Annotated in this window: 21 protein-coding genes; 15 read left to right on the top strand and 6 right to left on the bottom strand. The window is 63.4% G+C overall.

Features of this window, described 5'->3' with window-relative positions; translation table 11 throughout:
• The first annotated feature begins 186 nt into the window (after positions 1–186).
• The 7 genes from B0G80_RS18980 to B0G80_RS18955 all read left to right on the top strand — a co-directional run bounded on the left by B0G80_RS18980 (position 187) and on the right by B0G80_RS18955 (position 7,145).
• On the top strand, positions 187–972 hold the full coding sequence (locus B0G80_RS18980) for a paraquat-inducible protein A (protein WP_116118998.1): 786 nt from the start codon (positions 187–189) through the stop codon (positions 970–972).
• 7 nt (positions 973–979) lie between these two features.
• On the top strand, positions 980–1,654 hold the full coding sequence (locus B0G80_RS18975; RefSeq protein WP_106281932.1) for a paraquat-inducible protein A: 675 nt from the start codon (positions 980–982) through the stop codon (positions 1,652–1,654).
• Positions 1,647–3,305, top strand: a complete 1,659-nt coding sequence (locus B0G80_RS18970; RefSeq protein WP_116118997.1) for an intermembrane transport protein PqiB — start codon at positions 1,647–1,649, stop codon at positions 3,303–3,305. The genes B0G80_RS18975 and B0G80_RS18970 overlap by 8 nt, the downstream gene beginning before the upstream one ends.
• Positions 3,302–4,033: a PqiC family protein gene (locus B0G80_RS18965; protein ID WP_116118996.1), complete on the top strand. Its 732-nt coding sequence runs from the start codon at positions 3,302–3,304 to the stop codon at positions 4,031–4,033. Before B0G80_RS18970 ends, B0G80_RS18965 begins: the two co-directional genes overlap by 4 nt.
• 522 nt (positions 4,034–4,555) lie before the next feature.
• Positions 4,556–5,443 carry a hypothetical protein gene (locus B0G80_RS18960; RefSeq protein ID WP_147309875.1) on the top strand — a complete coding sequence of 296 codons (888 nt, stop codon included), beginning with the start codon at positions 4,556–4,558 and terminating at the stop codon, positions 5,441–5,443.
• 115 nt (positions 5,444–5,558) lie between these two features.
• Entirely contained in the window at positions 5,559–5,702 is a 144-nt protein-coding gene (locus B0G80_RS45905) for a hypothetical protein (RefSeq protein ID WP_181919984.1), read from the top strand.
• 150 nt (positions 5,703–5,852) lie between these two features.
• On the top strand, positions 5,853–7,145 hold the full coding sequence (locus B0G80_RS18955; RefSeq protein WP_106281938.1) for a class I SAM-dependent RNA methyltransferase: 1,293 nt from the start codon (positions 5,853–5,855) through the stop codon (positions 7,143–7,145).
• A 92-nt stretch (positions 7,146–7,237) separates the two neighbouring features.
• Here the strand turns inward: B0G80_RS18955 and B0G80_RS18950 are convergent, their stop codons facing one another.
• The 3 genes from B0G80_RS18950 to B0G80_RS18940 all read right to left on the bottom strand — a co-directional run bounded on the left by B0G80_RS18950 (position 7,238) and on the right by B0G80_RS18940 (position 10,048).
• Positions 7,238–7,510, bottom strand: coding sequence for a ClpX C4-type zinc finger protein (locus B0G80_RS18950; RefSeq protein ID WP_116118994.1), 273 nt, complete (start codon positions 7,508–7,510; stop codon positions 7,238–7,240).
• A 100-nt stretch (positions 7,511–7,610) separates the two neighbouring features.
• Positions 7,611–8,189, bottom strand: coding sequence for a hypothetical protein (locus B0G80_RS18945; protein WP_116118993.1), 579 nt, complete (start codon positions 8,187–8,189; stop codon positions 7,611–7,613).
• 221 nt (positions 8,190–8,410) lie between these two features.
• On the bottom strand, positions 8,411–10,048 hold the full coding sequence (locus B0G80_RS18940; RefSeq protein ID WP_116118992.1) for a M23 family metallopeptidase: 1,638 nt from the start codon (positions 10,046–10,048) through the stop codon (positions 8,411–8,413).
• 395 nt (positions 10,049–10,443) lie between these two features.
• On the opposite strand from B0G80_RS18940, the gene B0G80_RS18935 reads away from it, so the two are divergent.
• Entirely contained in the window at positions 10,444–10,827 is a 384-nt protein-coding gene (locus tag B0G80_RS18935) for a VOC family protein (protein ID WP_116118991.1), read from the top strand.
• A 72-nt stretch (positions 10,828–10,899) separates the two neighbouring features.
• Positions 10,900–11,640 carry a YafY family protein gene (locus B0G80_RS18930; RefSeq protein WP_116118990.1) on the top strand — a complete coding sequence of 247 codons (741 nt, stop codon included), beginning with the start codon at positions 10,900–10,902 and terminating at the stop codon, positions 11,638–11,640.
• A 114-nt stretch (positions 11,641–11,754) separates the two neighbouring features.
• On the opposite strand, the gene B0G80_RS18925 is transcribed toward B0G80_RS18930, so the two are convergent.
• The 3 genes from B0G80_RS18925 to B0G80_RS18915 are packed head-to-tail and all read right to left on the bottom strand — an operon-like array spanning position 11,755 to position 14,699.
• Complete coding sequence (locus B0G80_RS18925) at positions 11,755–13,209, bottom strand: NAD(P)(+) transhydrogenase (Re/Si-specific) subunit beta (RefSeq protein WP_116118989.1); 1,455 nt, start codon at positions 13,207–13,209, stop codon at positions 11,755–11,757.
• The gene (locus B0G80_RS18920) at positions 13,209–13,541 is read right to left on the bottom strand and encodes an NAD(P) transhydrogenase subunit alpha (RefSeq protein ID WP_106281949.1); all 333 of its coding nucleotides are present in this window, start codon (positions 13,539–13,541) and stop codon (positions 13,209–13,211) included. Before B0G80_RS18920 ends, B0G80_RS18925 begins: the two co-directional genes overlap by 1 nt.
• A gap of 15 nt (positions 13,542–13,556) precedes the next feature.
• Positions 13,557–14,699, bottom strand: coding sequence for a Re/Si-specific NAD(P)(+) transhydrogenase subunit alpha (locus B0G80_RS18915; RefSeq protein ID WP_116118988.1), 1,143 nt, complete (start codon positions 14,697–14,699; stop codon positions 13,557–13,559).
• 210 nt (positions 14,700–14,909) lie between these two features.
• Here B0G80_RS18915 and B0G80_RS18910 point away from each other — a divergent pair, with 210 nt between their 5' ends.
• The 6 genes from B0G80_RS18910 to gmhB all read left to right on the top strand — a co-directional run bounded on the left by B0G80_RS18910 (position 14,910) and on the right by gmhB (position 22,328).
• Positions 14,910–15,389 (top strand): NUDIX hydrolase, encoded by a 480-nt coding sequence (locus B0G80_RS18910; RefSeq protein ID WP_116118987.1) that lies wholly within the window; start codon positions 14,910–14,912, stop codon positions 15,387–15,389.
• 58 nt (positions 15,390–15,447) lie between these two features.
• Entirely contained in the window at positions 15,448–16,593 is a 1,146-nt protein-coding gene (mnmA, locus tag B0G80_RS18905; protein WP_116118986.1) for a tRNA 2-thiouridine(34) synthase MnmA, read from the top strand.
• A gap of 218 nt (positions 16,594–16,811) precedes the next feature.
• Positions 16,812–18,422 carry an FMN-binding glutamate synthase family protein gene (locus B0G80_RS18900; RefSeq protein ID WP_116118985.1) on the top strand — a complete coding sequence of 537 codons (1,611 nt, stop codon included), beginning with the start codon at positions 16,812–16,814 and terminating at the stop codon, positions 18,420–18,422.
• A gap of 218 nt (positions 18,423–18,640) precedes the next feature.
• Entirely contained in the window at positions 18,641–19,648 is a 1,008-nt protein-coding gene (gene glyQ / locus B0G80_RS18895; protein ID WP_106282303.1) for a glycine--tRNA ligase subunit alpha, read from the top strand.
• A gap of 15 nt (positions 19,649–19,663) precedes the next feature.
• Positions 19,664–21,763, top strand: coding sequence for a glycine--tRNA ligase subunit beta (gene glyS / locus B0G80_RS18890; protein ID WP_116118984.1), 2,100 nt, complete (start codon positions 19,664–19,666; stop codon positions 21,761–21,763).
• Between the two features lie 10 nt (positions 21,764–21,773).
• Positions 21,774–22,328, top strand: a complete 555-nt coding sequence (gene gmhB / locus B0G80_RS18885; protein WP_106282304.1) for a D-glycero-beta-D-manno-heptose 1,7-bisphosphate 7-phosphatase — start codon at positions 21,774–21,776, stop codon at positions 22,326–22,328.
• Positions 22,329–22,341 lie beyond the last annotated feature (13 nt).

Below are 22,341 nucleotides of genomic sequence, written 5' to 3'. Positions count from 1 at the left end.
GAGTTATACCGATTGCATGTAGGATCAACTGTCAGCTGAACAGGCCGCCCCGCCCGCGGTCCGCAGCCCATGCGACGGTCCGTGCGACGTCCGGGCGCGTTTTGGTACTATTGCTCCACCTTTTTATCAGACCTGCCATAGAACGGGCATTGCACGCCTCCCCTCACACCGTCGGCCCCTTGCTCTATGGACCATGACAACCTGATTGCGTGCCATGAATGCGATACGCTGTTCCGCAAGCCGCGGCTTGTCGGGCGCACGGTCGCGCGCTGTCCGCGTTGCGGGGCGACGCTCTACAGCGGCGTGGCCCGCAAGCTCGACGCCATCAGCGCAATGACGCTGGGCGCGCTGATCACTTTCCTGATCGCGCAGGGCTTCCCGATCGTCGAACTCGAAACCAATGGCATCACCTCGCAGACCACGTTGTTCGGCGCGCTCGTCGCGTTGTGGGGCGAAGACATGCAGATCGTCGCGGTCATGGTGTTCTGCTCGACCATTCTGTTTCCGCTGACTGAGCTCCTTGCCCTGCTCTATGTGCTGATCCCGCTGCGCGCGGGTTATGTGCCGCCCGCCTTCAATCAGGTGCTGCGCGCCATTCAGTTCGTGCGCCCGTGGGGCATGATCGAAGTGTTCATGCTCGGCGTTCTGATCACGATCGTGAAGATGGTCAGTCTCGCGCGCGTGATTCCCGAAGCGGCGCTGTTCGCGTTCGGCATGCTCACGCTGATGTTCGCGGTGGTGGTCACATTCGATCCACGCATTCTGTGGGACCTCGCCGACGAACTCGGCGGCCGCAGCCAGCGCCCACTGCCGCGTACCTCCGCCGATAGCGCGGCGGCCGCCGTCAGTTCGATCGCCGGCCCGCCCGCGCCGGCCGAAGTACACACCGCCGCGACACCTGACGTGCGCACTGCACCGTCCGGCTTGCCGCCGGGCACGCCGCCAGTGCCGCCGACGCCACGTCGAGGATGAGCGCGCGATGAAATACGTCACCGCAAGACGCGCCGGCCTGCTTAGTTGCCACGCATGCGGACGCGTCGAACCGCGCATCCGCTCCGTCACGCCGCAGCACTGCGCACGGTGCGGCTCGCGCCTGCACTCGCGCAACCCTGACAGCCTGATGCGCACGTGGGCGCTGCTGATCGCCGCGGCACTCCTGTATATTCCCGCGAATCTGCTGCCGGTGATGCACACCTCGTCGCTGCTCGGTTCCGAAGACGACACCATCATGAGCGGCGTCGTCTATTTCTGGACCTCGGGCGACTGGCCGCTCGCGGTGATCGTGTTCATCGCCAGCATCATGGTGCCGATGCTCAAGCTGAGCGTGCTCGTGCTGTTGACCGTCACGGCGCAGCGCCGGTCGCGCTGGCGGCCCGAGCAGCGCACCACGCTATACCGGATGGTCGAACGGATCGGGCGCTGGTCGATGCTCGACGTGTTCGTCGTCACACTGACTGTCGCGCTGGTGCGCTTCAAATCGCTTGCCGTCATCACGGCCGGCCCCGGCGCGATCGCCTTCGGCTCGGTCGTGATTCTGACCATGATGGCCTCCATGCAATTCGATCCACGGCTCATCTGGGATAGCGTGGAAGGCAGCGTGGAAGGCAGCGCGAAGGGCAGTACCCAAAAACCTCAGGACCTCAAACATGACTAGCCCGCAAGAACCGACGCCCGCCTCCGATGCGCCGCGCAACGATTCGAACGGACCGAAGCTGCCGCCCCAACTCCCGGACCCTGAAATTGAGCCGCGCAGCCGCTGGCTGCCTTCGCTCGTCTGGGTGATTCCGCTGATCGCCGCGCTGATCGGCATCGCGCTCGTGATCAAGTCGGTGACCGAGAAAGGCCCGACCATCACGATCAGCTTCGTGAGCGCCGAAGGTCTCGAACCCGGCAAGACCAAGGTGAAGTACAAGGACGTCGATGTCGGCTCGGTGAAGACCATCACGCTGTCGAAAGATCTGTCCCACGTGCTCGTGCAGGTGCAGTTGACCAAGGAAGGCGAAGACTTCGCGGTCAAGGACTCGCGTTTCTGGGTGGTGCGGCCGCGTATCGGCGCGAGCGGCGTGTCGGGTCTCACCACGCTGCTTTCGGGCGCATACATTGGGGCAGACGCCGGGCACTCGCCGGATAGTGAGAAGAATTTTGTCGGCCTGGAAACGCCGCCGCCCATTACCGGCGGTCAGAAGGGCCACCAGTTCGTGCTGCACGGCGACTCGCTCGGCTCGATCGACATCGGCTCGCCGATCTTTTACCGGCGCGTCCAGGTCGGCCAGGTGGTCGGCTTCTCGCTCGACAAGGACGGCACCGGCGTGACCATGCAGGTGTTCGTGTCGGCGCCGTTCGACCAGTACGTCGGCACCAATTCGCGCTGGTGGCATGCGAGCGGCGTCGATCTGCGGCTCGATTCCAGCGGCTTCAAGCTGAATACGCAATCGCTTGCCACGGTGATCGTGGGCGGCTTGTCGTTCCAGTCGCCGCCGGGTCAGGGCGTGGGCGCGCAGGCGCCGAACAATATGACGTTCCGCCTCGGCTCGGACGAAGCGGATGCGATGCGCGATCCGGACGGCGTGCCGTTGCGTGTGGTGATGAACTTCAACCAGTCGCTGCGTGGCTTGTCGATCGGCGCACCGGTCGATTTCCGCGGCATCGTGCTGGGCCAGGTGACCAACATCGGCATCGACTACGATCCGAAGACGCGCAGCTTCACCATGCCGGTGACGATGAACCTGTACCCCGACCGTCTCGGCAAGCGCTTCCGCGAAACCGCGCCGGCACCGGGCAGCATGGCGGGGCAAACCATGCTGCAAGCGCTTGTCAAACATGGTCTGCGCGGCCAGTTGCGCACGGGCAACCTGATTACAAGCCAGTTGTACGTCGCGGTGGATATCTTCCCGAAGGCGCCGCCGGCAACCGTCGACGTAACAAAGGATCCGCTCGAACTGCCGACGATTCCGAACACGCTCGACGAGTTGCAACTCCAGGTCGCCGACATTGCGAAGAAGCTCGACGCGGTGCCGTTCGATCAGATCGGCAACAACCTGAACAGCGCGCTGAAGAACGCCGATCAACTCTTCACGCGACTCGACAAGGAAGTCGTGCCGCAGGCTCGCGACACGCTCGCGGCGGCCAAGCAAACCTTCGGTTCGGCCGAAGCGACGTTGCAGCAGGACTCGCCGTTGCAGTCCGATGTTCATCAGGCGTTGCAGGAATTGACGCGCACGTTGCAGTCGCTGAATGCGCTGTCGGATTATCTGGAGCGTCATCCCGAGTCGCTGTTGCGCGGTAAAACAGGAGATAAACCATGATGTTTGCCCGGCTCCCCCACCCGCCGCGCGGGCTCGTGCGCCGCGCTGTCATTGCAGGCGCGCTGGCCGGTATGGCAGCGCTCGCCGCGTGCTCGTCGCCGGCAAGCCGCTTCTATACGCTCGGCGCCGACAGTGCCGCCGGATCGGCTGCGCCGGTCAGCGCGCAGACCACCGCGGCGCCGGCATGGCTGATCGAAGTCGCGCCGATCGACGTGCCGCCGCAGGTGACCAAGAATCAACTCGTCGTGCAAACGGGGCCGACGCAGGTTCAGGTGCTCGAGCAGGACCGCTGGGCTTCCTTGCCCGGCGACGAAATCCGTCGCGCGCTGTCGACGAATCTGACGGAGCAATTGGGCACCATCGACGTGTACGGCACGGCTTATCCGGATTCGACGCCGGTGTATCGCGTCAGCATGAATGTGCAGCGCTTCGAGTCATGGCCCGGTTCGCATGCGTTGATCGATGCGGTGTGGAGCGTGCGGGCCGTGCGGAGCACGACGGTGATGACTTGCCGCAGCGTGGTGAGCGAGCCCGTCAGCGGCGGATATGACGCGCTGGTGGACGGGCACCGGAAGGCGTTGCAGGAGATCTCCACGCAAGTGGCTTCGGCGATGCGAGCCATGGCGGCGTCGGCTGCGCAGGCCCGAGGGAAGGCGACGACGAAGAGCGCGGTTGCGTCCGCGCCGCCGTGTCCGTCGAGCGCTGGCAGCGCGGCGACCGGCGCTTGATCGATCGGGCACGGCGCAACGCCTTTGCCTGTTTGCCCGTGACGCGCAAGGCGCGATCACGGGCTTTCACAGGTTCGTAGACGGCGCGCCTTTTGCGGGCTTGCGCGCCCGTCGCGAATGTAGCTCTCCTTCTCCAGCTTTTATCCGCCAGCAACGCCGTGTCCGGCGGCCGCGCGCGCGTCGAGACCGCTTCCGACACGCCTATGCGAGTTGGTTCCGATCCCGTTCACGCGGCGGCTATTCGATGCCGCCACCGGTGACGGATGCCTCAAGTCACATTTTCCGAATCGAGCCGCTGCAAAAAGTGCGTCGATTCTGCTCACCTATAAGCACCAGCCGAGTGCAGTTCGATCATTCATGCCGTCGCCTAGGTACCAATTACTTTTATTACATTTATGAAGCGTACTTTTTACCGATTAAATGGCCACGTTTTGGGGCTTAGCCTAATCTAGGAATATTCAGACGTTTGAAACTATTTCGCTGGAGACGACCATGCGTCACCGCGCACATGCTCTGCCGCCGATGCCTCGCATCGTCGTCTACGGTCTGGCCTTTTCAGACAGTCGAGGTGCCTTGCGATTCTTCTTTGTCAGCGGTCTGCTCCGCACGCCCGGCTTCGGCGTGATCGAGCATATAGCGTGGTTGCGAAGCATGCACCCGGCGTTGTCGCAACATCTCGCGCTGCTGGAGAGTAACGCCGCGTGCGGGGTGCGCGCCGTGATCCTTCGCGAGTGCGATGCTCAGGCGGAATGCGCCGGCCTCCCCTTCAAGGCGCAACTGGATGACAACGTGCGCTTCGAGACCATCCGTCTGACGCGCGGCGGCCATACGCTGCTCAACATGCGCTGCGGAACGGTGGCCGAACGGGCAAGCCTGAATGCCGATGTCGTCGGCGTAGCGGTTCTGTGTGCGGAAGATCTCGCGGTCCGGCGTGAATTACTGAAGAAACGCGCGTCGCACACAGCCCTGCGCACCAGCGCGATCGTGCTGTTGCGCAGGGAATGGGAGCGCGGCCGTCATCACCCGCTCAACACCCGGGCATTGTGTTTCCTGTTCAGCCGTGCGTTTCCGTCCGCGTGGCGCCGGCTCGCGCAACTGCCGGAGATTGAAATGCCGGCGACGAATGCGACGCCGGCCGAGGCGCTGTGCCTGCTCATGAACCAGGCCCGCGCGGCGCGCGTGTCTGTGCCCGCAAACCCGGAGTGCGCAGACCGGCCCTTCCGCAGAAGGGGCATTGCCGCGACGAACCAGATCAAGTCCGTGTCCGGCAACGACTCGTTGCGGATGGAGAGCGATGAGCGGACGCTCCAACACGAAGCAAGGCGAAACGGCACGCGGCGCGACCGCGCTGTGAACCGGCATCTGGTTTTAGTAAAGGCGCGGCCATCCTCGTTAGCGAGCCGACCATGATCGAGGCTCACGCTTGCCGACACGCGATAGCCAGACAACCGCGGCAGCCCGGCACAACTCAATTGGTTAGGCGCCCACGACACGATGACTTTCGTCATCGTCAACAAATCAGACCTTGGCGCGGGATACCCTGCAGATCGGCCGCTATCGTCTGACGCCGCTCGGGTCGGCTGCCTATGGCGCGCCGACCATGTTCTACAACGTCGCCCTGTTCCCCCTGAACAGCCGCTGCTCTCCGGCGATGGAATTTGGCGCATGACGGGCGCCCGCTGCGATGCCCCTGACCTTCGCGCTTTGCATTATGCGCGCCGACCGGCCCGCCGCCGCATGCCACCTAGGACATCGCGCGCATGGCGGCCCACCCCGACCGCGTACAATAGCGCCTTATCCAACGCCTTCCGGCAACCTCATGTCCTTCGATTTCTTCCTCCCTTGCCCACGCGGCCTTGAAGCCTCGCTCGCGGCCGAACTCGCCGAAATAGCTGCGAAACACCTGAACGGCGCGCCGTTCACGGCCGGCACACAAGTGCCGGGCGGCGTGCATTTTCGCGGAGGCTGGGCTGCCGGCATGGCCGCCAACCTGTATTCGCGCCTCGCGAGCCGCGTGCTGCTGAAGATCGCGCACCGCCCGTATCGCAGTGAGCAGGACGTGTATGCGCTTGCGGTCGAGCAGCGTTGGGAACAATGGTTCTCGGCGAATGAAACGCTGCGCGTGGACGTCACCGCGATCAAATCGCCGCTGCGCAGCCTCGAATTCACGACGCTGCGCGTCAAGGATGCGATCTGCGATCGTCTGCGCGAAGTGAGCGGGGCGCGTCCGAACATCGACACCGCCATGCCCGACGTGCGCGTGTTCGCCTTTCTAACGGCCACCGACTGCACGCTGTACCTCGACACCTCGGGCGACCCGCTGTTCAAGCGCGGCTGGCGGCTCGACAAGGGCGCGGCGCCGCTGCGCGAGAATCTGGCCGCGGGCATTCTGCGCCTGACCGGCTGGACCGCGGGCACGCCGCTGTACGACCCGATGTGCGGCAGCGGCACCTTCCTCGCGGAAGCGGCGCAAGTGGCGTTGAATATCGCGCCAGGCGCGGAACGCCGCTTCGGCTTCGAGAAGCTCAAGCAGTTCGAAGCCAGAACCTGGCAAACGCTGAAGGCCGCCGCGCTCGACGCCAAGCACGCCGCGCGCAGTTCGCGCGCCGATCTGCAAATCTTCGGCAGCGATATTTCCGGCGACATGCTCGACAAGGCGCGCGCCAACTTCCAGCGCGCCGGCTTGCCGAACATTCCGCTCAAACAGGTCGACGCGCGCGGCATGACGCCGCCGACCTCCGATGCGGGTATTCTCGTTGCCAATCCGCCGTATGGCGAACGGATCGAAGTGCGCGGGCGCAATGCTCGCGGCGAGCTTCGCGAAGGCCGTGGCAATCGTGAGAACCGCGAAGACGAGGGCTTTCGCCGCGTTCAGGAAGAAGCGCCGGACAGCGAATTTTTCCAGTCGCTCGGTGATGCGCTCAAGCAGCGTTTCACCGGCTGGCACGCGTTCATCCTGACGTCGGATCGCAAGCTGCCGGGTCAGTTGCGTCTGCGCGAATCGACCAAGACGCCGCTCTTTAACGGCGCGCTCGAATGCCGGCTGTTCCGCTTCGATCTGATCGCTGGCAGCGTGCGGCAGCGTCCGCAAAGCGATACGCCTGCGGCTTGAGGCCGGTCACTCGCTCATCGTAAAACCTGGAACGTGGTGGACGCGGGATCGTGGTCGAGCACCGATCGCCGCGCGATCGTGCCGACTCCGCGTCATGATTTTCCGTGTCGTCGAGCAGATTTGGCGCGTTGTTCGGCTCTCGACGCAAGTTCCTTCGTAGCACGCGCCGTCGCAATGGCGAGCACGGCGGCAACCGACGCGACGGCGGCGGCACTGTGACGTTGCCGTGCGCCCATGGCCTTCATGCAGATCTCGATGCATGCTCCGCAGATCGCCACATTTTTCGGTCCGATGATGATCGTCATGGCTTCGCACTCATCCGATCCGCAAAAGTTGCACACCCACTTCCCGTCGCAGGTTTTCATATTCGTTCACCGTATAAGAGGTGCACTCCACCGCCACGCGAGCCTGCAGTGCGGGTTCCGCGAGACGTGAAATCGCACTCGCGCGCTCGACGCTGAAGGACTACGCGGCGCTGCGCTCCGCGATCCGATGATTGCCAATTCGTTCGACTTCGCAGAGCCCGTTGATCACGCAGAGCTGACCAATCAATCCCTTGTAGGTCAGGCCTGCGCCGTGAAGCTGTTCAGCGGTGATACAACCACTCGTACTGCCGATGAACACCCAGTACTGCAATGGCGCATTGCTAAAGCCGATCTCTCCGGCGTCGACGACTACACCGAAATATTTCTGTGCGCGGTAGTGATCGGGGCGAGCGTTCTTGTCGTCATCCGCCTTCCATTCTTCAATGAAGCTGTCGTAACGATTCGCGCATAGGGCGACGAAGCCGTATCGCCAGGCGTTATTGAACATCGTTTCCAGAAGTACCCGCCGTGCGCCTTTATCGCAGTCGAGGAACGCGTGCATGAGGCAATCGATATCGTCGGCGAACAACCATTCGTTCGACTGCGCGAGGGATGCCGCGGTTTCGTCTCCGTCAATACTGATGGCGAATCGCGGACGTCCGATCCGGTCGACGTACTCCTCGAATTGCGCGCCGCTCGTGAGAATCGATCTAAAGACGTGCGCTGGGGTATTCATCATTTTTCGGCACCTCACGCTGTTTCGCGTTTGAAACAATCCGCAAATAGGAAGCTACCGTAATTATCGTATGCAGAAAAGAAGTGATTGTAAATTGAATGGACTGTGCGATAGCGAAGAGCCCACAAGTACGGCGAACGCGATTAGCGGCTGAATGAAAATCGCCGTAAAGAAATGTCCAAAGATCGGTCTGCAAACTGTTTGCGCACTTGATTGCTTTTCGATCAGTCAGTGAGTACTCTGAATTTGGATGAGCCGAAAACCGTGCTCCTCGTAACGCGATCAGGCGCTTCCCCGAGCGCCGTTATCCTTTGGTCGCGAACGAATTGCGCCCGCCGTAGGCGGGCGTTTTTTAAGCAGGCAGCGTCGAACACGCAGCGGCCTGTCGCTGCGCGCAAACGCATCTCCACCGCGAGGCACTGCGGATGATCAGCACTTCTGCATTCTCCGCGCGCAGGCGGTGCGATCGATGCACTACGTGTCGCAGCAGGCAGCGACGCCAACTGCTCTCGCGCAATGCCTGCAACACGATCGAAAGCCGCGCGATCACGAGCCGCTAACGGAGCCGCACTGAAACGGCTCGTCAACTTGAGTGGATCGGTCGGCTCGTTGTTCAGCCGCACCTCGAAATGCAGATGTGGACCGGTCGTCACGCCGGTCTGTCCCACTGCACCCAGTTGCTGCCCTTCACTCACGTGCGAGCCAACTCGCAAACCACTGGAGAAGGCCGAAAGATGCGCATAGTACGTCGTATAACCCTGCGCGTGGCGCAACACCACGTGCTTGCCGTAGCCACTGCCATCGGCGCCGATGAATTGCACCGTCCCCGCACATGCGGCAACGACCGGCGTACCCACGTGCGCGGTCAAGTCCACGCCGGTATGGAACAAATGCTCGCCCGTCACCGGGTGAATGCGATAACCGAAAGGCGAACTGATGCGGACATAGTTCAGCGGCATCGCGAAGGGCTGCGCCGCGAGGCGCGCGCCATCGAACGAAAAATAATCGCCATCCGTGTGCCCTGGCGCCACGAACCAGACCGCGCTGTACGTGTGTCCTGCCAATGTGATTTCGACGGCACTCACACGCTTGCGTTGTGAAGCGGTTCCAGCGCTGCCCGTAGGTCCATAGACGATGCGATAGCCGTCACCCGGTTGAGCGCGAGTCGACTCGTCGAGGCGTCCCGCAAAGATCCGCCGCAGTTGCGCGACCAGATCCGGAGGCAGTCCGGCTGCCATCCACGTATCGTGCAAACTGCCCTTGATCTGGCCGGTGTAGGTGCCGACATCAGCCGGCATCACGAGCGAGCTTGCTGCGGAAAGCGTGCCGCCGCTGACGTCGGCAACGCTCTGAGCGCCCGGCCTCGTCGGCTGCACCACAACCCGCCCTGCCCATCCATGTATGACTGCCGTGGCCGTTGCCACACCAGCCACATGCGGATCGCACATGCCCGGTTTCGCGCGGCAAATCGATACGAGAACGGACTCGCCTGGCGATAACACGAACGCTGGCTTTGCATGCAAATCGGCTTCCATGAGAGGCCGTGTTTGAGTGCCACCGGATTGAACCAGAGCGCCGGCAAGCGGCGCCGGGACCGCGGTGCGGTTCGACAAAAACGGATGCGCGCCCAGCATGTCCCGCTCCACTGAAAAACCTTCCGTACCGGCCGATGCGGCCTGGCGGAGCGTCTTCGCCGCAGCACCCGACGCGACAGGCGCGCCCAACACGACCATGGTGCCGCCGAGCAACACAGCACTCGCGGATGCACCCAGCGGGAATTTGCGTTTGACGTGAGCCGCACGGCTCATGTCAATGGAGTTGACCTGCTCGCGCGCGAGGATGTTACGTAGAAAAAACCACATCACGTAGGAATCTCGCGGTTGAAAACAGAACGCCGCGGGCTTGAACGAAGGTGCGTTGACACCTGGAAATGGTGCGGAACAGATGAGCTTGCAACCAGGGAAGGTTGCGGCATCGGAGAGCACAGCCCGACAACAGAAGCAGTCAGGTTACCGGTAGGCTTTTACAAAAAACATGGCATTCGTCCTAAAAGCGGGCAGCGCGACGAACAACCGCGCTTTGCTGATGTGGCGCGCGCTACTGGGGAGGAAGCCGTTTCTCTATCGGACTAGTCACCGCCGCGTTCGTGGCTCCTGCCATCTCCTACTGACACCACGCTGTCAGTAGCACCCCCGCACACTCCTTCTCACGCCATCCGGCGCTTTGCACGGCTTACCGCCATCCACAGGAGAGTGACATGTCTGCATCATCCAAAGTTGTTGCATGGTTCGAGATTCCGTCCGTCGATTTCGATCGCGCCGTCCGTTTCTATGAAGCGGCGCTCGACGTCAAACTGAATGTGCAGGAAATCGGCGGCCAGCCGATCGCCGTGTTCGGCTACGAGGAACCGGCCACCGGCGGCGCGATCGTCCATAGCCCGTCGATGACGCCCACCGGCGACGGCGTGCTCGTCTATCTGAACGCGCAGCCGACCGTCGACGCCGCCCTCGCGCGCGTCGAGCAAGCCGGCGGCAAGACCGACGGTCCGGTGATCAAGCTGCCGCAAGACATCGGCTTTATCGCGTTCTTCACCGATACGGAAGGCAACCGCCTCGGCCTGCATTCGCGGACCAACGGTTAAACCCAACGCAACGCAACGCTCGCGCGCGGCGGCCGGTGAGGGGTCGCGCGCGAACGCCGACCGGAGCGCGGCATGCGGCGCTATCATCGCGGAACTGTCCCCGTCCTCTTCTACAAGACGCCCACGATGACGCGCCGCGCCGACCGCCTGTTCCAGATCGCCGAACTGCTGCGCGGACGGCGGCTGACCACCGCGCAACAACTTGCCGACTGGCTGCACATCTCGCTGCGCACGGTCTATCGCGACGTGCGCGACCTGCAACTGTCAGGGGTGCCGATCGAAGGCGAGGCCGGCATCGGCTACCGGCTGAGCCGCACGGCAAGCCTGCCGCCGCTCACCTTCACCGCCGACGAACTGGCCGCGCTCGCCGCGGGCGCGCGCATGCTCGAATCGTGGGGCGGCGCCGGCTTTGCGGGCGGCGCGCGCGGGGCGCTCGCCAAGATCGCCTCGGCCATGCCCGCCGACAAGCGCGCGGCACTGGAAAGGCTCGCCGTCTTCGCGCCGTCGTTTCACATCAAAGGGGATTTTTCCGCGCAGCTCGACGCGCTGCACCGCGCGATCGACACGCGGCATGTGGTGAGCTTCGCCTACGTCGATGTGAACGGCGCGGCGACCGAGCGTCGCGTCTGGCCGCTCGCCCTCGCCTATTGGGGCGCGCGCTGGACGCTTGGAGCGTGGTGTGAATTGCGCGGCGATTTCCGCAATTTCGGGCTGGAGAAGATTCAGAATCTTCAGGTGCTCGAACAATATCCAGATCAGGAAGGACGGCGGCTTGCAGACCTGTTGCGGCATGTGAATGCGAAGCCGCGATAGGGCCGCTGTATCGAACCGGTGGAGACAAAACCGCCTTTGAGCACGAGGATTCCAGCAGACAAGCCAGCAATTCGCGGCCGCTTGCGAAGCGGGCCGCGAACTTCGAGCATGCCGTTATTCCACCGCTTTCACCATATCTTCGATCACCTTCTTCGCATCGCCGAACACCATCATCGTCTTGTCCATGTAGAACAGGTCGTTGTCGAGCCCGGCGTAACCCGCCGCCATCGAGCGCTTGTTGACGATCACCGTGCGCGCCTTGTACGCCTCGATGATCGGCATACCCGCGATCGCCGACTTCGGATCGGTCTTCGCCGCCGGGTTCACCACGTCGTTCGCGCCGAGCACCAGCACTACGTCGACCTGACCAAACTCGCCGTTGATGTCGTCCATTTCGTACACCATGTCGTACGGCACTTCGGCTTCGGCGAGCAGCACGTTCATGTGACCCGGCATCCGTCCGGCAACAGGGTGAATCGCGTACTTCACCTCGATGCCCTTCTCGACCAGCTTGTCGGTCAGCTCCTTCAACGCATGCTGCGCGCGCGCGACGGCCAGACCATAACCCGGCACGATCACCACGGTTTCAGCATTGCCGAGCATGAACGACGCATCATCCGCGGAACCGGACTTCACCGGACGCTGCTCCGCCGACCCGCCCGCCGCAGCCGCGCCCGGCTCATTGCCAAAGCCGCCGAGAATCACGTTGAAGAACGAACGGTTCATCGCACGGCACATGATGTACGACAGAATCGCACCGGACGAGCCCACCAGCGAGCCCGCGATGATCAGCATCGGATTGTTCAGCGAGAAGCCGATGCCCGCCGCCGCCCAGCCCGAGTACGAGTTCAGCATCGACACCACCACCGGCATATCCGCGCCGCCGATCGGAATGATGATCAGCACGCCGAGCACGAACGCGATCAGCGTCATGATGATGAACGGCAGCCACGATTGCGTGAGGAAGAAAATCACGCCGAAGCCGAGCATCGCGAGCGCAAGCAGCAGGTTGATCAGATGCTGTCCGGCGTACACGACCGGTGCGCCCTGAAACAGCCGGAACTTGTACTTGCCCGACAGCTTGCCGAACGCAATCACCGAACCGGAGAACGTAATGGCGCCGACGAACGTGCCGATGAACAGTTCGACGCGATTGCCGTAAGGCAGGAAGCCCGGTGCGGTGTTCTCCGGATCAACAAGACCGAACGCGGCCGGCTCCGACACCACCGCATACGCAATACACACAGCGGCAAGACCGATCAGCGAGTGCATGGCCGCGACCAGTTCCGGCATCTTGGTCATCTCGACGCGAGCCGCGACGAACGCGCCGACCGCACCGCCGACCACCAGCGCAACCAGCAGCAGACCCAGCCCCAATCCGAGATTCGAACCGAGCCCATTAGCCTGCCTGACAATCAGCGCGATGGTCGTGAGGATCGCGATCGCCATCCCCGCCATGCCGAAGGTATTGCCGATGCGCGCCGTCTTCGGATTCGACAGCCCCTTGAGCGCCTGAATGAAACAGACCGACGCGACCAGATAAAGCAGCGTGACGACGTTCAGACTCATTACGCGTTCTCCTTGGCCGACTTGTCTGCGATGAGCTTCTTCGGCTCTTTCTTGCGGAACATCTCCAGCATTCGCCGGGTGACGAGAAAGCCGCCGAACACGTTCACTGCCGCGAGCGCGACCGCGAGCGTGCCGAAGAACTTGCCGGGCGTGCCCAAAGTGAGACCCGCGGCGAGCATCGCGCCGACGATCACGATCGCCGAAATCGCATTGGTCACGGCCATCAGCGGCGTGTGCAGCGCGGGCGTGACGTTCCAGACCACGTGGTAGCCGACATAGATCGCCAGCACGAAAATGATCAGATTGATGACGGTGTGGTTGATGACTTCCATGTCCGCACTCTCCTCTTAGGCCTTGCGCGTGACTTCACCGTCACGGGCCAGCAGCGTGGCCGCGACGATATCGTCCGCGAGATCGATGTTCAGGGCGCCTTCCTTGGTGATGATCAGCTTGAGGAAGTCGAGCAGGTTGCGTGCGTAGAGCGACGATGCGTCGGCAGGCACCATTGAGGCCAGATTCGTATAACCGACAATCGTCACGCCGTGCTTGATGACGACCTTGTCCGTTTCGGTGAGCGGACAGTTGCCGCCGCGCTGGCCTTCGTACTCGGCGCCACGGCCTGCGGCAAGGTCGACCAGCACGGAACCGGGTTTCATCGCCTGCACGGTGTCGACCGAGATCAGCGTCGGTGCCGCGCGGCCCGGGATCAGGGCGGTGGAAATCACCACGTCGGCCTGTTTGGCGCGCTCGTGGACCAGCGCGGACTGACGCGTGAGCCAGGAAGGCGGCATCGGCCGTGCATAGCCACCAACGCCTTGCGCGGCTTCGCGTTCCTCGTCGGTTTCGTAGGGCACGTCGAGAAACTTGGCGCCGAGCGATTCGATCTGCTCTTTTACGGCAGGACGCACATCGGAGGCTTCGATCACCGCGCCCAGGCGCTTGGCGGTCGCAATCGCCTGCAAACCGGCCACACCCGCGCCGAGAATCAGCACGCGGGCCGCTTTCACGGTGCCGGCGGCCGTCATCAGCATCGGCATGAAGCGCGGATAAAGCGTGGCGGCCAGTAGAACCGCCTTGTACCCCGCGATATTCGCCTGCGAGCTCAACACATCGAGGCTCTGTGCGCGCGTGGTTCGCGGCGCGGCCTCCAAGGCGAACGCCGTCACGCCCGCCGCTGCCAGCTTTGATGAGTTTTCGGTATTAAACGGATCGAGCATGCCGACCAGCGTCGCGCCGCGTTTAAGCAGCGGCAACTCGGCATCGGTCGGCGACTGGACCTTCAGGACGAGATCGGCGCCGAAAGCGGTCGCCGCGTCGACGATCTCCGCGCCGGCAGCCGTAAAGGCATCGTCTGGAAAGCTGGCGCCGGTGCCGGCGCCGCTCTGGATCGTGACCCGGTGGCCCTGGGTCACATACTTCTTGACCGTTTCGGGCGTCGCGGCGACGCGGGTTTCGTGCGCGCGCGTCTCGGCTGGCACTCCGATGTGCATCTTGTTCCTCCTCGACTTCCTGTTTTACGACAGATCGGCCGACGAGGCACGCCGGCTTGCAGGTGCAACGGCTAACGCCTCACTTTAACCGAAAGAGGGGGGTGCGCAGAAATCGGGGACAATCCGGGGGTGCCCGCGGACGGGGTCGGCCGGACCGCGCGCCGCCCGCTTCCCGGCAGGCGAGGCCCATAACCGGTAAAATGCGCACCCATGAAACCGGAAACCTGGCTGCCGCACGTGACCGTAGCGGCCATCGTCGAGCGCGACGGGCGCTTTCTCGTGGTCGAGGAACATACCGCCGACGGCCTGCGCCTGAACCAGCCCGCCGGCCATCTGGAAGCGGGTGAGACGCTGGTCGAAGCGGTGATCCGCGAAACGATCGAGGAAACCGCACACCCGTTTTCGCCCGAGGCGCTGGTGGGCATGTATATGACACATTTCGAGCGGCCCGGCAGCGAGGGCGTCACCTACCTGCGCTTCACGTATTGCGGCGCGGGCGGTGAAGCTGATCCACAGCGCGCCCTCGACCCCGACATCGTCCGCGCGCTGTGGATGAGCGCCGACGAATTGCGCGCCTGTCCGGAACGGCACCGCACGCCGCTCGTCATGCAATGTCTCGACGATTACCTCGCGGGCCGGCGTTTCCCGCTCGACTTCGTGCACACGCATTCGGTCGGGCCAAAAAGATAGCCGCAACGCGCGGCCAACCCACGATCCATGAAGTCACGCAGCACCCAGTGAGCATCTTATGAGCAAGCAGAAAGTCGTAGTAGGCATGTCGGGCGGCGTCGATTCGTCTGTTACCGCATGGCTGCTGAAGGAACAGGGCTACGACGTGGTCGGCCTGTTCATGAAAAACTGGGAAGACGACGACGACAGCGAATACTGCTCGACGCGGCAGGACTGGATCGACGTGGTTTCGGTGGCGGATCTGATCGGCATCGACGTCGAAGCGGTCAACTTCGCCTCGGAATACAAGGACCGCGTGTTCGCCGAATTCCTGCGCGAATACTCGGCCGGCCGCACGCCGAATCCGGACGTGCTCTGCAACGCCGAAATCAAGTTCAAGGCGTTCCTCGATCACGCCATGTCGCTCGGCGCGGAGACCATCGCGACCGGCCACTATGCGCGAGTGCGTGAGAACAACGGCCGCTTCGAACTGCTGAAGGCGTTCGACCATACGAAAGACCAGTCGTACTTCCTGCATCGGTTGAATCAGGCGCAGTTGTCGAAGACGCTGTTTCCGCTCGGCGAGATTCCGAAAACCAAAGTACGCGAAATCGCCGAGCAGATCGCGTTGCCCAATGCGAAGAAGAAAGACTCGACCGGCATCTGCTTTATCGGCGAACGGCCGTTCCGCGACTTTCTGAACCGCTATCTGCCGACCAAGCCGGGCCCGATGAAAACCACCGACGGCAAAGTGGTCGGCGAACACATCGGCCTCGCGTTCTACACGTTCGGCCAACGCAAGGGCATCGGCCTCGGCGGCAGCAAGGACGGCAGCGGCGAGCCGTGGTTCGTCGCCGGCAAGGACATTCCGTCGAACACGCTGTATGTCGCCCAGGGCCACGATCACTCGTGGCTGCTCAGCCATACGCTGTCCGCGGGCAACACGAGCTGGGTGGCGGGCGAGCCGCCGGCGGACGGTTTCGCGTGCGCCGCGAAGACCCGTTACCGGCAAGCGGATGCGCCGTGCACGTTCAGCAGCGCGGGCAGCGGCGAAGGTCTCTTCGAGCTGAATTTCGACGCGGCGCAATGGGCTGTCACACCGGGGCAATCTGCGGTGCTCTACGATGGCGACGTGTGCCTTGGCGGCGGCATCATCGAACATGCGGTCACCGGACAGCCGGTCGCGCGCGATCCGCAAAAGGCGGCGTTGCTGAACGCCCGTTGAGCCTCGCGTCCAATCGTGCGGCAACACGGGCTGGCGCCGCACCCGCTGCAACTTCACGTTTCGACCTGCGCCGCGCGTGGCATCCACGCGCTTGCTCTTCCCGCCGCAGCTAGCTTCACCATAACAAGCAGTCGTTCGTTTTCCTTCGCGGCGGATTCCGTCTGTGCCGGCAGCGCAGGCGATCCCGCCGTGACGATCCTCACTGCACTGGAGTTCCCATGTTTTCTCGACGTTATCTGGCCATGTGGTGCGCAGCCGTGCTGTTCGCTGTCTGCGCGGCGTTGGCCGACACGCATCACATCTCATGGTTCTGGATCATCGTGCCGCTTGCGCTGGTCGCGCTCGGCCTGTTCGACCTGACGCAGCAGCGCCACGCGATCCTGCGCAACTATCCGCTGTGGGGCCACTTCCGCTTCCTGTTCGAATTCATCCGCCCGGAAATCCGCCAGTATTTCGTCGAAGGCGACACCGACGAAAAACCGTTCTCACGCGCCCAGCGCAGCATCGTCTATCAGCGCGCGAAGAACGACGTCGACAGCCGCCCGTACGGCACCGAACTCGACGTCAAAGCGACCGCGCACGAATGGATCAGCCACTCGCTCGCGCCGACCACGCTCGAGAATCACGACTTCCGCATCGTCGTCGGACCGGATCGCGCGCAGCCTTATTCCATGTCGATCTTCAACGTCTCGGCGATGAGCTTCGGCTCGCTGTCGGCGAACGCGATCATGGCGCTGAACCTCGGCGCGAAGAAAGGCAATTTCGCGCACGACACCGGCGAGGGCTCCATGTCAAAGTATCACCGCGAGCACGGCGGCGACATCATCTGGGAAATCGCTTCGGGCTACTTCGGCTGCCGTAACGACGACGGCAGCTTCAGCGCGGAGAAGTTCGCGAAGCAGGCCGCCGAGCCGCAAGTGAGGATGATCGAGGTGAAGCTCTCCCAAGGCGCGAAGCCGGGTCACGGCGGCGTGCTGCCGGCCGCCAAGATCACCCCGGAAATCGCGGAGACGCGCGGCGTGCCGATGGGCCGCGACTGCATCTCGCCGGCCACGCACTCCGAGTTTTCGACGCCGCGCGGCCTGCTCGAATTCGTCGACCGGCTGCGCACGCTGTCGGGTGGCAAGCCGACCGGCTTCAAGCTGTGTATCGGACATCCGTGGGAGTTCTTCGGCATTGCCAAGGCGATGCTGGAGACGGGCATCCTGCCGGACTTCATCGTCGTGGACGGCGCGGAAGGCGGCACGGGCGCGGCGCCGCTCGAATTCACCGATCACGTCGGCGTGCCGTTGCAAGAGGGCCTGCTGCTGGTGCACAACACGCTGGTCGGCATCGGCTTGCGGCAACGTATTCGCATCGGCGCGAGCGGCAAGATGATCACCGCGTTCGACATCACCAGGACGCTCGCGATCGGCGCGGATTGGGTCAACGCGGCGCGTGGCTTCATGTTCGCGGTCGGCTGCATCCAGGCGCAGACCTGCCACACGGGGCGCTGCCCGACCGGCGTCGCGACGCAAGACCCGGTGCGCCAGCGCGCGCTGGCGGTCCTCGACAAGTCCGACCGCGTGTTCAACTTCCATCACAACACGCTGCACGCGCTGAAGGAGATCATTCAGGCCGCGGGGCTGAAGCATCCGGCGGAACTGCGCGCGCATCACATCGTGCGGCGCGTGTCGTCGCATGAAGTGCGGTTGATGTCGGAACTGCTGAAGTATCTCGAACCGAACGATCTGCTCAACGGCAACCATCGCTACTCGTTATTTGAGAAGTACTGGCCGATGGCGCAGAGCGATTCGTTCTCACCGAAGGTGGAGTTGGCGGCGACCTGAGCCGGCGGCCGACATGGCCTGCAAGATGCACGACCGAAGACGAAGGGCCGCCACGCGCGGCCCTTTGCCGTCTGGAGCACACTTGAACTCCCGTCCGACCCCGCAAAACGGACACCCCCCTCCCTTTCCGTTAAAATCTGCGGTTTAGCACTTCGCTCCACGGCCAGCCCCGCGCGCTTCGGCGCTCACGGCGCGGCCTCATGCCCGAAAGGCACTTCATGCTCACGTTTCAGCAAATCATCCTGACAATGCAGTCCTATTGGGACAAGCAGGGTTGCGCGTTGCTCCAGCCGATCGACATGGAAGTCGGCGCGGGCACGTCCCACGTCCATACGTTCCTGCGCGCGGTCGGCCCCGAGCCGTGGCGCGCGGCGTACGTGCAACCGTCGCGCCGTCCGAAAGACGGCCGCTATGGCGAAAATCCGAACCGTCTGCAGCATTACTACCAGTACCAGGTGGTGCTCAAGCCGGCGCCGGAAAATATCCTCGAACTGTACCTCGGCTCGCTCGAAGCTCTCGGCTTCGACCTGAAGCAGAACGACGTGCGCTTCGTCGAAGACGACTGGGAAAACCCCACGCTCGGCGCCTGGGGTCTGGGTTGGGAAGTGTGGCTGAACGGTATGGAAGTGACTCAGTTCACGTACTTCCAGCAAGTGGGCGGTCTGGATTGCAAGCCGGTGCTCGGCGAAATCACGTACGGGCTGGAACGTCTCGCCATGTATCTGCAGAAGGTCGAAAACGTCTACGACCTCGTCTGGACCGAGTGGGAAGAGCAAGGCCCGAACGGCCCGGAACTGCGTCGCCTGACTTATGGCGACGTGTACCACCAGAACGAAGTCGAACAGTCCACTTATAACTTCGAATACGCGAACGTCGAGCTGCTGTTTTCGATCTTCAACAGCTACGAGGCCGAAGCGAAGCGCATGATCGAAGCGCAGATCGCGTTGCCCGCCTATGAGCTCGTGCTGAAGGCCGGCCACACGTTCAACCTGCTCGATGCGCGCGGCGCCATCTCGGTCACGGAACGCGCGGCATACATCGGCCGCATTCGCGCGCTGTCGAAGCTGGTCGCGCAGGCCTACTACGATTCGCGCGAAAAGCTCGGCTTCCCGATGCTCGGCAATCCGGTGCACGGCGTGCCCGGCCTCACGACCGACGAACAGGACGCCGCGATGCCCGCATGGGCGCCGCCGCTGAAAGTCGAACGCAAGATCGATCCGGACTGACGAGAACATCAAGAAATGACTCAACCCCACCAAGCTACCCTGCTCGTCGAGCTGCTGACCGAAGAACTGCCGCCGAAAGCGCTCGCGCGTCTCGGCGACGCCTTCGCGGAAGGCATTGCGCAGCGCCTCGCGGCGCGCGATCTGGTCGAAGGCGAACTGTCGTTCGAACGTTATGCCACGCCGCGCCGCCTCGCTGTCACGATCAAGAACGTGCGCGCGGTCGCGCCGGAAAAACACGTGCGGGAGAAAGTGCTGCCGGTTTCCGTCGCGCTGGATAAAGACGGCCAGCCCACCGCGCCGCTCGCCAAGAAACTCGCCGCGCTCGGCTTCCCCGATTTTTCGGTGAGCGACCTGGAGCGCGCGCAGGACGGCAAGGCCGAGGCCTTCTTCCTGCGCTATGCCGCACCCGGTGCCACGCTTGCCGACGGCCTGCAAAGCGCGCTCGACGAAACGCTCACCAAGCTGCCGATCCCGAAGTTCATGACGTATCAGCGCCCGGACGGCACCAACGTGCAGTTCGTGCGTCCGGCGCATCGGCTGACCGCGCTGCACGGCGAACAGGTCGTGCCGGTGAGCGCGCTCGGCATCGACGCCGACGACACCACGCTCGGCCATCGTTTCCTCTCCGAAGGCTTCGTGCAGATCCAGCATGCGGACTCGTACGCCGAAACACTGCTGCACAAAGGCCACGTGGTGGCGAATTTCGCCGACCGCAAGGAAACCATCCGCACGCAACTGCTCGCGCAAGCCGATGGCGATCAGGTGGTGATGCCGGAATCGCTGCTGGACGAAGTGACGTCGCTGGTGGAATGGCCGGTGGTGTACGCATGCCGTTTCGAGGACGAATTCCTGCAAGTGCCGCAGGAATGCCTGATCCTCACCATGCAGACCAACCAGAAATATTTCGCGCTGACCGATGCGAACGGCAAGCTGCGCTCGCGCTTCCTGATCGTGTCGAACATCGAGACGTCCACGCCGGGCGATATCGTCGAAGGCAACGAACGCGTGGTGCGTCCACGTCTGGCGGACGCGAAGTTCTTCTTCGAGCAGGACAAGAAGAAGCCGCTCGCGGATCGCGTGCCGCTGCTCGCGAACGTCGTGTATCACAACAAGTTGGGCTCGGCGCTGCAACGCGTGGAGCGAGTCGAAGCGCTGGCCGGCGCGATTGCCGAACTGATCGGCGCGGACGTGGCGCTCGCGAAGCGCGCCGCGCGTCTGGCCAAGGCCGACCTGATCACCGACATGGTGGGCGAATTCCCCGAGTTGCAAGGCACCATGGGCACGTACTACGCCCGCCACGACGGCGAGCCGGAAGAAGTCGCGCTCGCGTGCTCGGAACATTATCAGCCGCGTTTCTCAGGCGATGCCTTGCCCACCACCGCGACCGGCACCGTCGTCGCGCTGGCCGACAAGCTCGAAACGCTGGTCGGCATCTGGGGTATCGGCCTGCAACCCACCGGCGAGAAAGACCCGTTCGCGTTGCGCCGTCACGCGCTCGGCGTGCTGCGCATTCTGGTGGAGAAGCAACTGCCGGTCGATCTCGTCGAACTGCTGCGCACCGCTTATGCGCAATTCGCCGCAGTGCCGAACGTGGCCGATTCGACGCAAGCCATTTACGAATTCAGCATGGACCGTCTGCGCGGCCTGCTGCGTGAACGAGGCTACGCGCCGGGCGAAATCGACGCGGTGCTGGCGCTGAACCCCACGCGTCTCGACGACATCGTCGCGCGGCTGAATGCCGTGCGCGAATTCGCGGCGTTGCCGGAAGCGGCCTCGCTCGCGGCGGCCAACAAGCGCATCTCGAACATCCTGAAGAAGTCGGAAGGCGCGGCGACCGGCGGCGTGCAGGTCACGCTGCTCGTCGAAGCGGCGGAAAAAGCCCTTCATGCGCAACTCGAACAGGTCGCGCCGCGCGTGCAATCGCAACTTGCCGCACGCGACTACACAGGTGCGCTAACCGCGCTCGCCGCATTGCGCGAACCGGTCGACACGTTTTTCAACGACGTGATGGTCAACGCCGAAGATCCGGCGTTGCGCGCCAACCGTTTGGCCTTGCTCGGCGCACTGCATCAGCAGATGAATTGCGTCGCCGACATTTCCCGACTCGCCGCCTGAGCCCCCAGCCATGCCGACAAAAAAAGTGGTGATCCTCGACCGCGACGGCGTGATCAACGTCGACTCCGACGCGTTCATCAAGTCGCCGGACGAATGGGTGGCACTGCCCGGTTCGCTCGAAGCCATCGCGCGTCTGAACCAGGCCGGCTATCGCGTGGCGATCGCCACCAACCAGTCGGGTATCGGCCGCGGCCTGTTCGATATGAACGCGCTCAACGCCATGCATCTGAAAATGCATCGCATGGCGGCGGCGGTCGGCGGGCGCATCGACGCGGTGTTCTTCTGCCCGCATACGTCGGAAGATCACTGCGAGTGCCGCAAGCCGAGGCCCGGCATGCTGAAGATGATCAACGAGCGTTTCGAGGTCGATCCGGAGCACACGCCGGTGGTCGGCGACTCTCTGCGTGATCTGCAAGCAGGCGCGTCGCTCGGCCACCCGCCTCATCTGGTGCTGACCGGCAAGGGCCGCAAAACGCTGGATGCCGGCGGCTTGCCCGACGGTACGATCGTCCACGACGACCTGCGTGCCTTCGCGCTCGACTTCCTCGCCGACGCTCAAGAGTGACGCGCGCCGCGCG

It is taken from the genome of Paraburkholderia sp. BL6669N2, from assembly GCF_003387275.1.
In the GTDB taxonomy this organism is placed as follows: Bacteria; Pseudomonadota; Gammaproteobacteria; order Burkholderiales; family Burkholderiaceae; genus Paraburkholderia.
Note: the sequence above shows the minus strand (reverse complement) of the source record. Positions and strands in the feature narration are given on the sequence as shown.

Bases quoted from the DNA above. Each gene is read 5' to 3' on its own strand.
- B0G80_RS18980 (WP_116118998.1), top strand. From the start codon at position 187: ATGGACCATGACAACCTGATTGCGTGCCATGAATGCGATACGCTGTTC.
- B0G80_RS18960 (WP_147309875.1), top strand. From the start codon at position 4,556: ATGCCTCGCATCGTCGTCTACGGTCTGGCCTTTTCAGACAGTCGAGGT.
- B0G80_RS18945 (WP_116118993.1), bottom strand. From the start codon at position 8,189: ATGATGAATACCCCAGCGCACGTCTTTAGATCGATTCTCACGAGCGGC.
- B0G80_RS18970 (WP_116118997.1), top strand. From the start codon at position 1,647: ATGACTAGCCCGCAAGAACCGACGCCCGCCTCCGATGCGCCGCGCAAC.
- B0G80_RS18975 (WP_106281932.1), top strand. From the start codon at position 980: ATGAAATACGTCACCGCAAGACGCGCCGGCCTGCTTAGTTGCCACGCA.
- B0G80_RS18900 (WP_116118985.1), top strand. From the start codon at position 16,812: ATGTTTTCTCGACGTTATCTGGCCATGTGGTGCGCAGCCGTGCTGTTC.
- glyS (WP_116118984.1), top strand. From the start codon at position 19,664: ATGACTCAACCCCACCAAGCTACCCTGCTCGTCGAGCTGCTGACCGAA.
- B0G80_RS18965 (WP_116118996.1), top strand. From the start codon at position 3,302: ATGATGTTTGCCCGGCTCCCCCACCCGCCGCGCGGGCTCGTGCGCCGC.
- B0G80_RS18930 (WP_116118990.1), top strand. From the start codon at position 10,900: ATGCGGCGCTATCATCGCGGAACTGTCCCCGTCCTCTTCTACAAGACG.
- B0G80_RS18950 (WP_116118994.1), bottom strand. From the start codon at position 7,510: ATGAAAACCTGCGACGGGAAGTGGGTGTGCAACTTTTGCGGATCGGAT.
- B0G80_RS18915 (WP_116118988.1), bottom strand. From the start codon at position 14,699: ATGCACATCGGAGTGCCAGCCGAGACGCGCGCGCACGAAACCCGCGTC.
- mnmA (WP_116118986.1), top strand. From the start codon at position 15,448: ATGAGCAAGCAGAAAGTCGTAGTAGGCATGTCGGGCGGCGTCGATTCG.
- B0G80_RS18910 (WP_116118987.1), top strand. From the start codon at position 14,910: ATGAAACCGGAAACCTGGCTGCCGCACGTGACCGTAGCGGCCATCGTC.
- glyQ (WP_106282303.1), top strand. From the start codon at position 18,641: ATGCTCACGTTTCAGCAAATCATCCTGACAATGCAGTCCTATTGGGAC.
- B0G80_RS18940 (WP_116118992.1), bottom strand. From the start codon at position 10,048: ATGTGGTTTTTTCTACGTAACATCCTCGCGCGCGAGCAGGTCAACTCC.
- B0G80_RS18935 (WP_116118991.1), top strand. From the start codon at position 10,444: ATGTCTGCATCATCCAAAGTTGTTGCATGGTTCGAGATTCCGTCCGTC.
- B0G80_RS18920 (WP_106281949.1), bottom strand. From the start codon at position 13,541: ATGGAAGTCATCAACCACACCGTCATCAATCTGATCATTTTCGTGCTG.
- gmhB (WP_106282304.1), top strand. From the start codon at position 21,774: ATGCCGACAAAAAAAGTGGTGATCCTCGACCGCGACGGCGTGATCAAC.
- B0G80_RS18925 (WP_116118989.1), bottom strand. From the start codon at position 13,209: ATGAGTCTGAACGTCGTCACGCTGCTTTATCTGGTCGCGTCGGTCTGT.
- B0G80_RS18955 (WP_106281938.1), top strand. From the start codon at position 5,853: ATGTCCTTCGATTTCTTCCTCCCTTGCCCACGCGGCCTTGAAGCCTCG.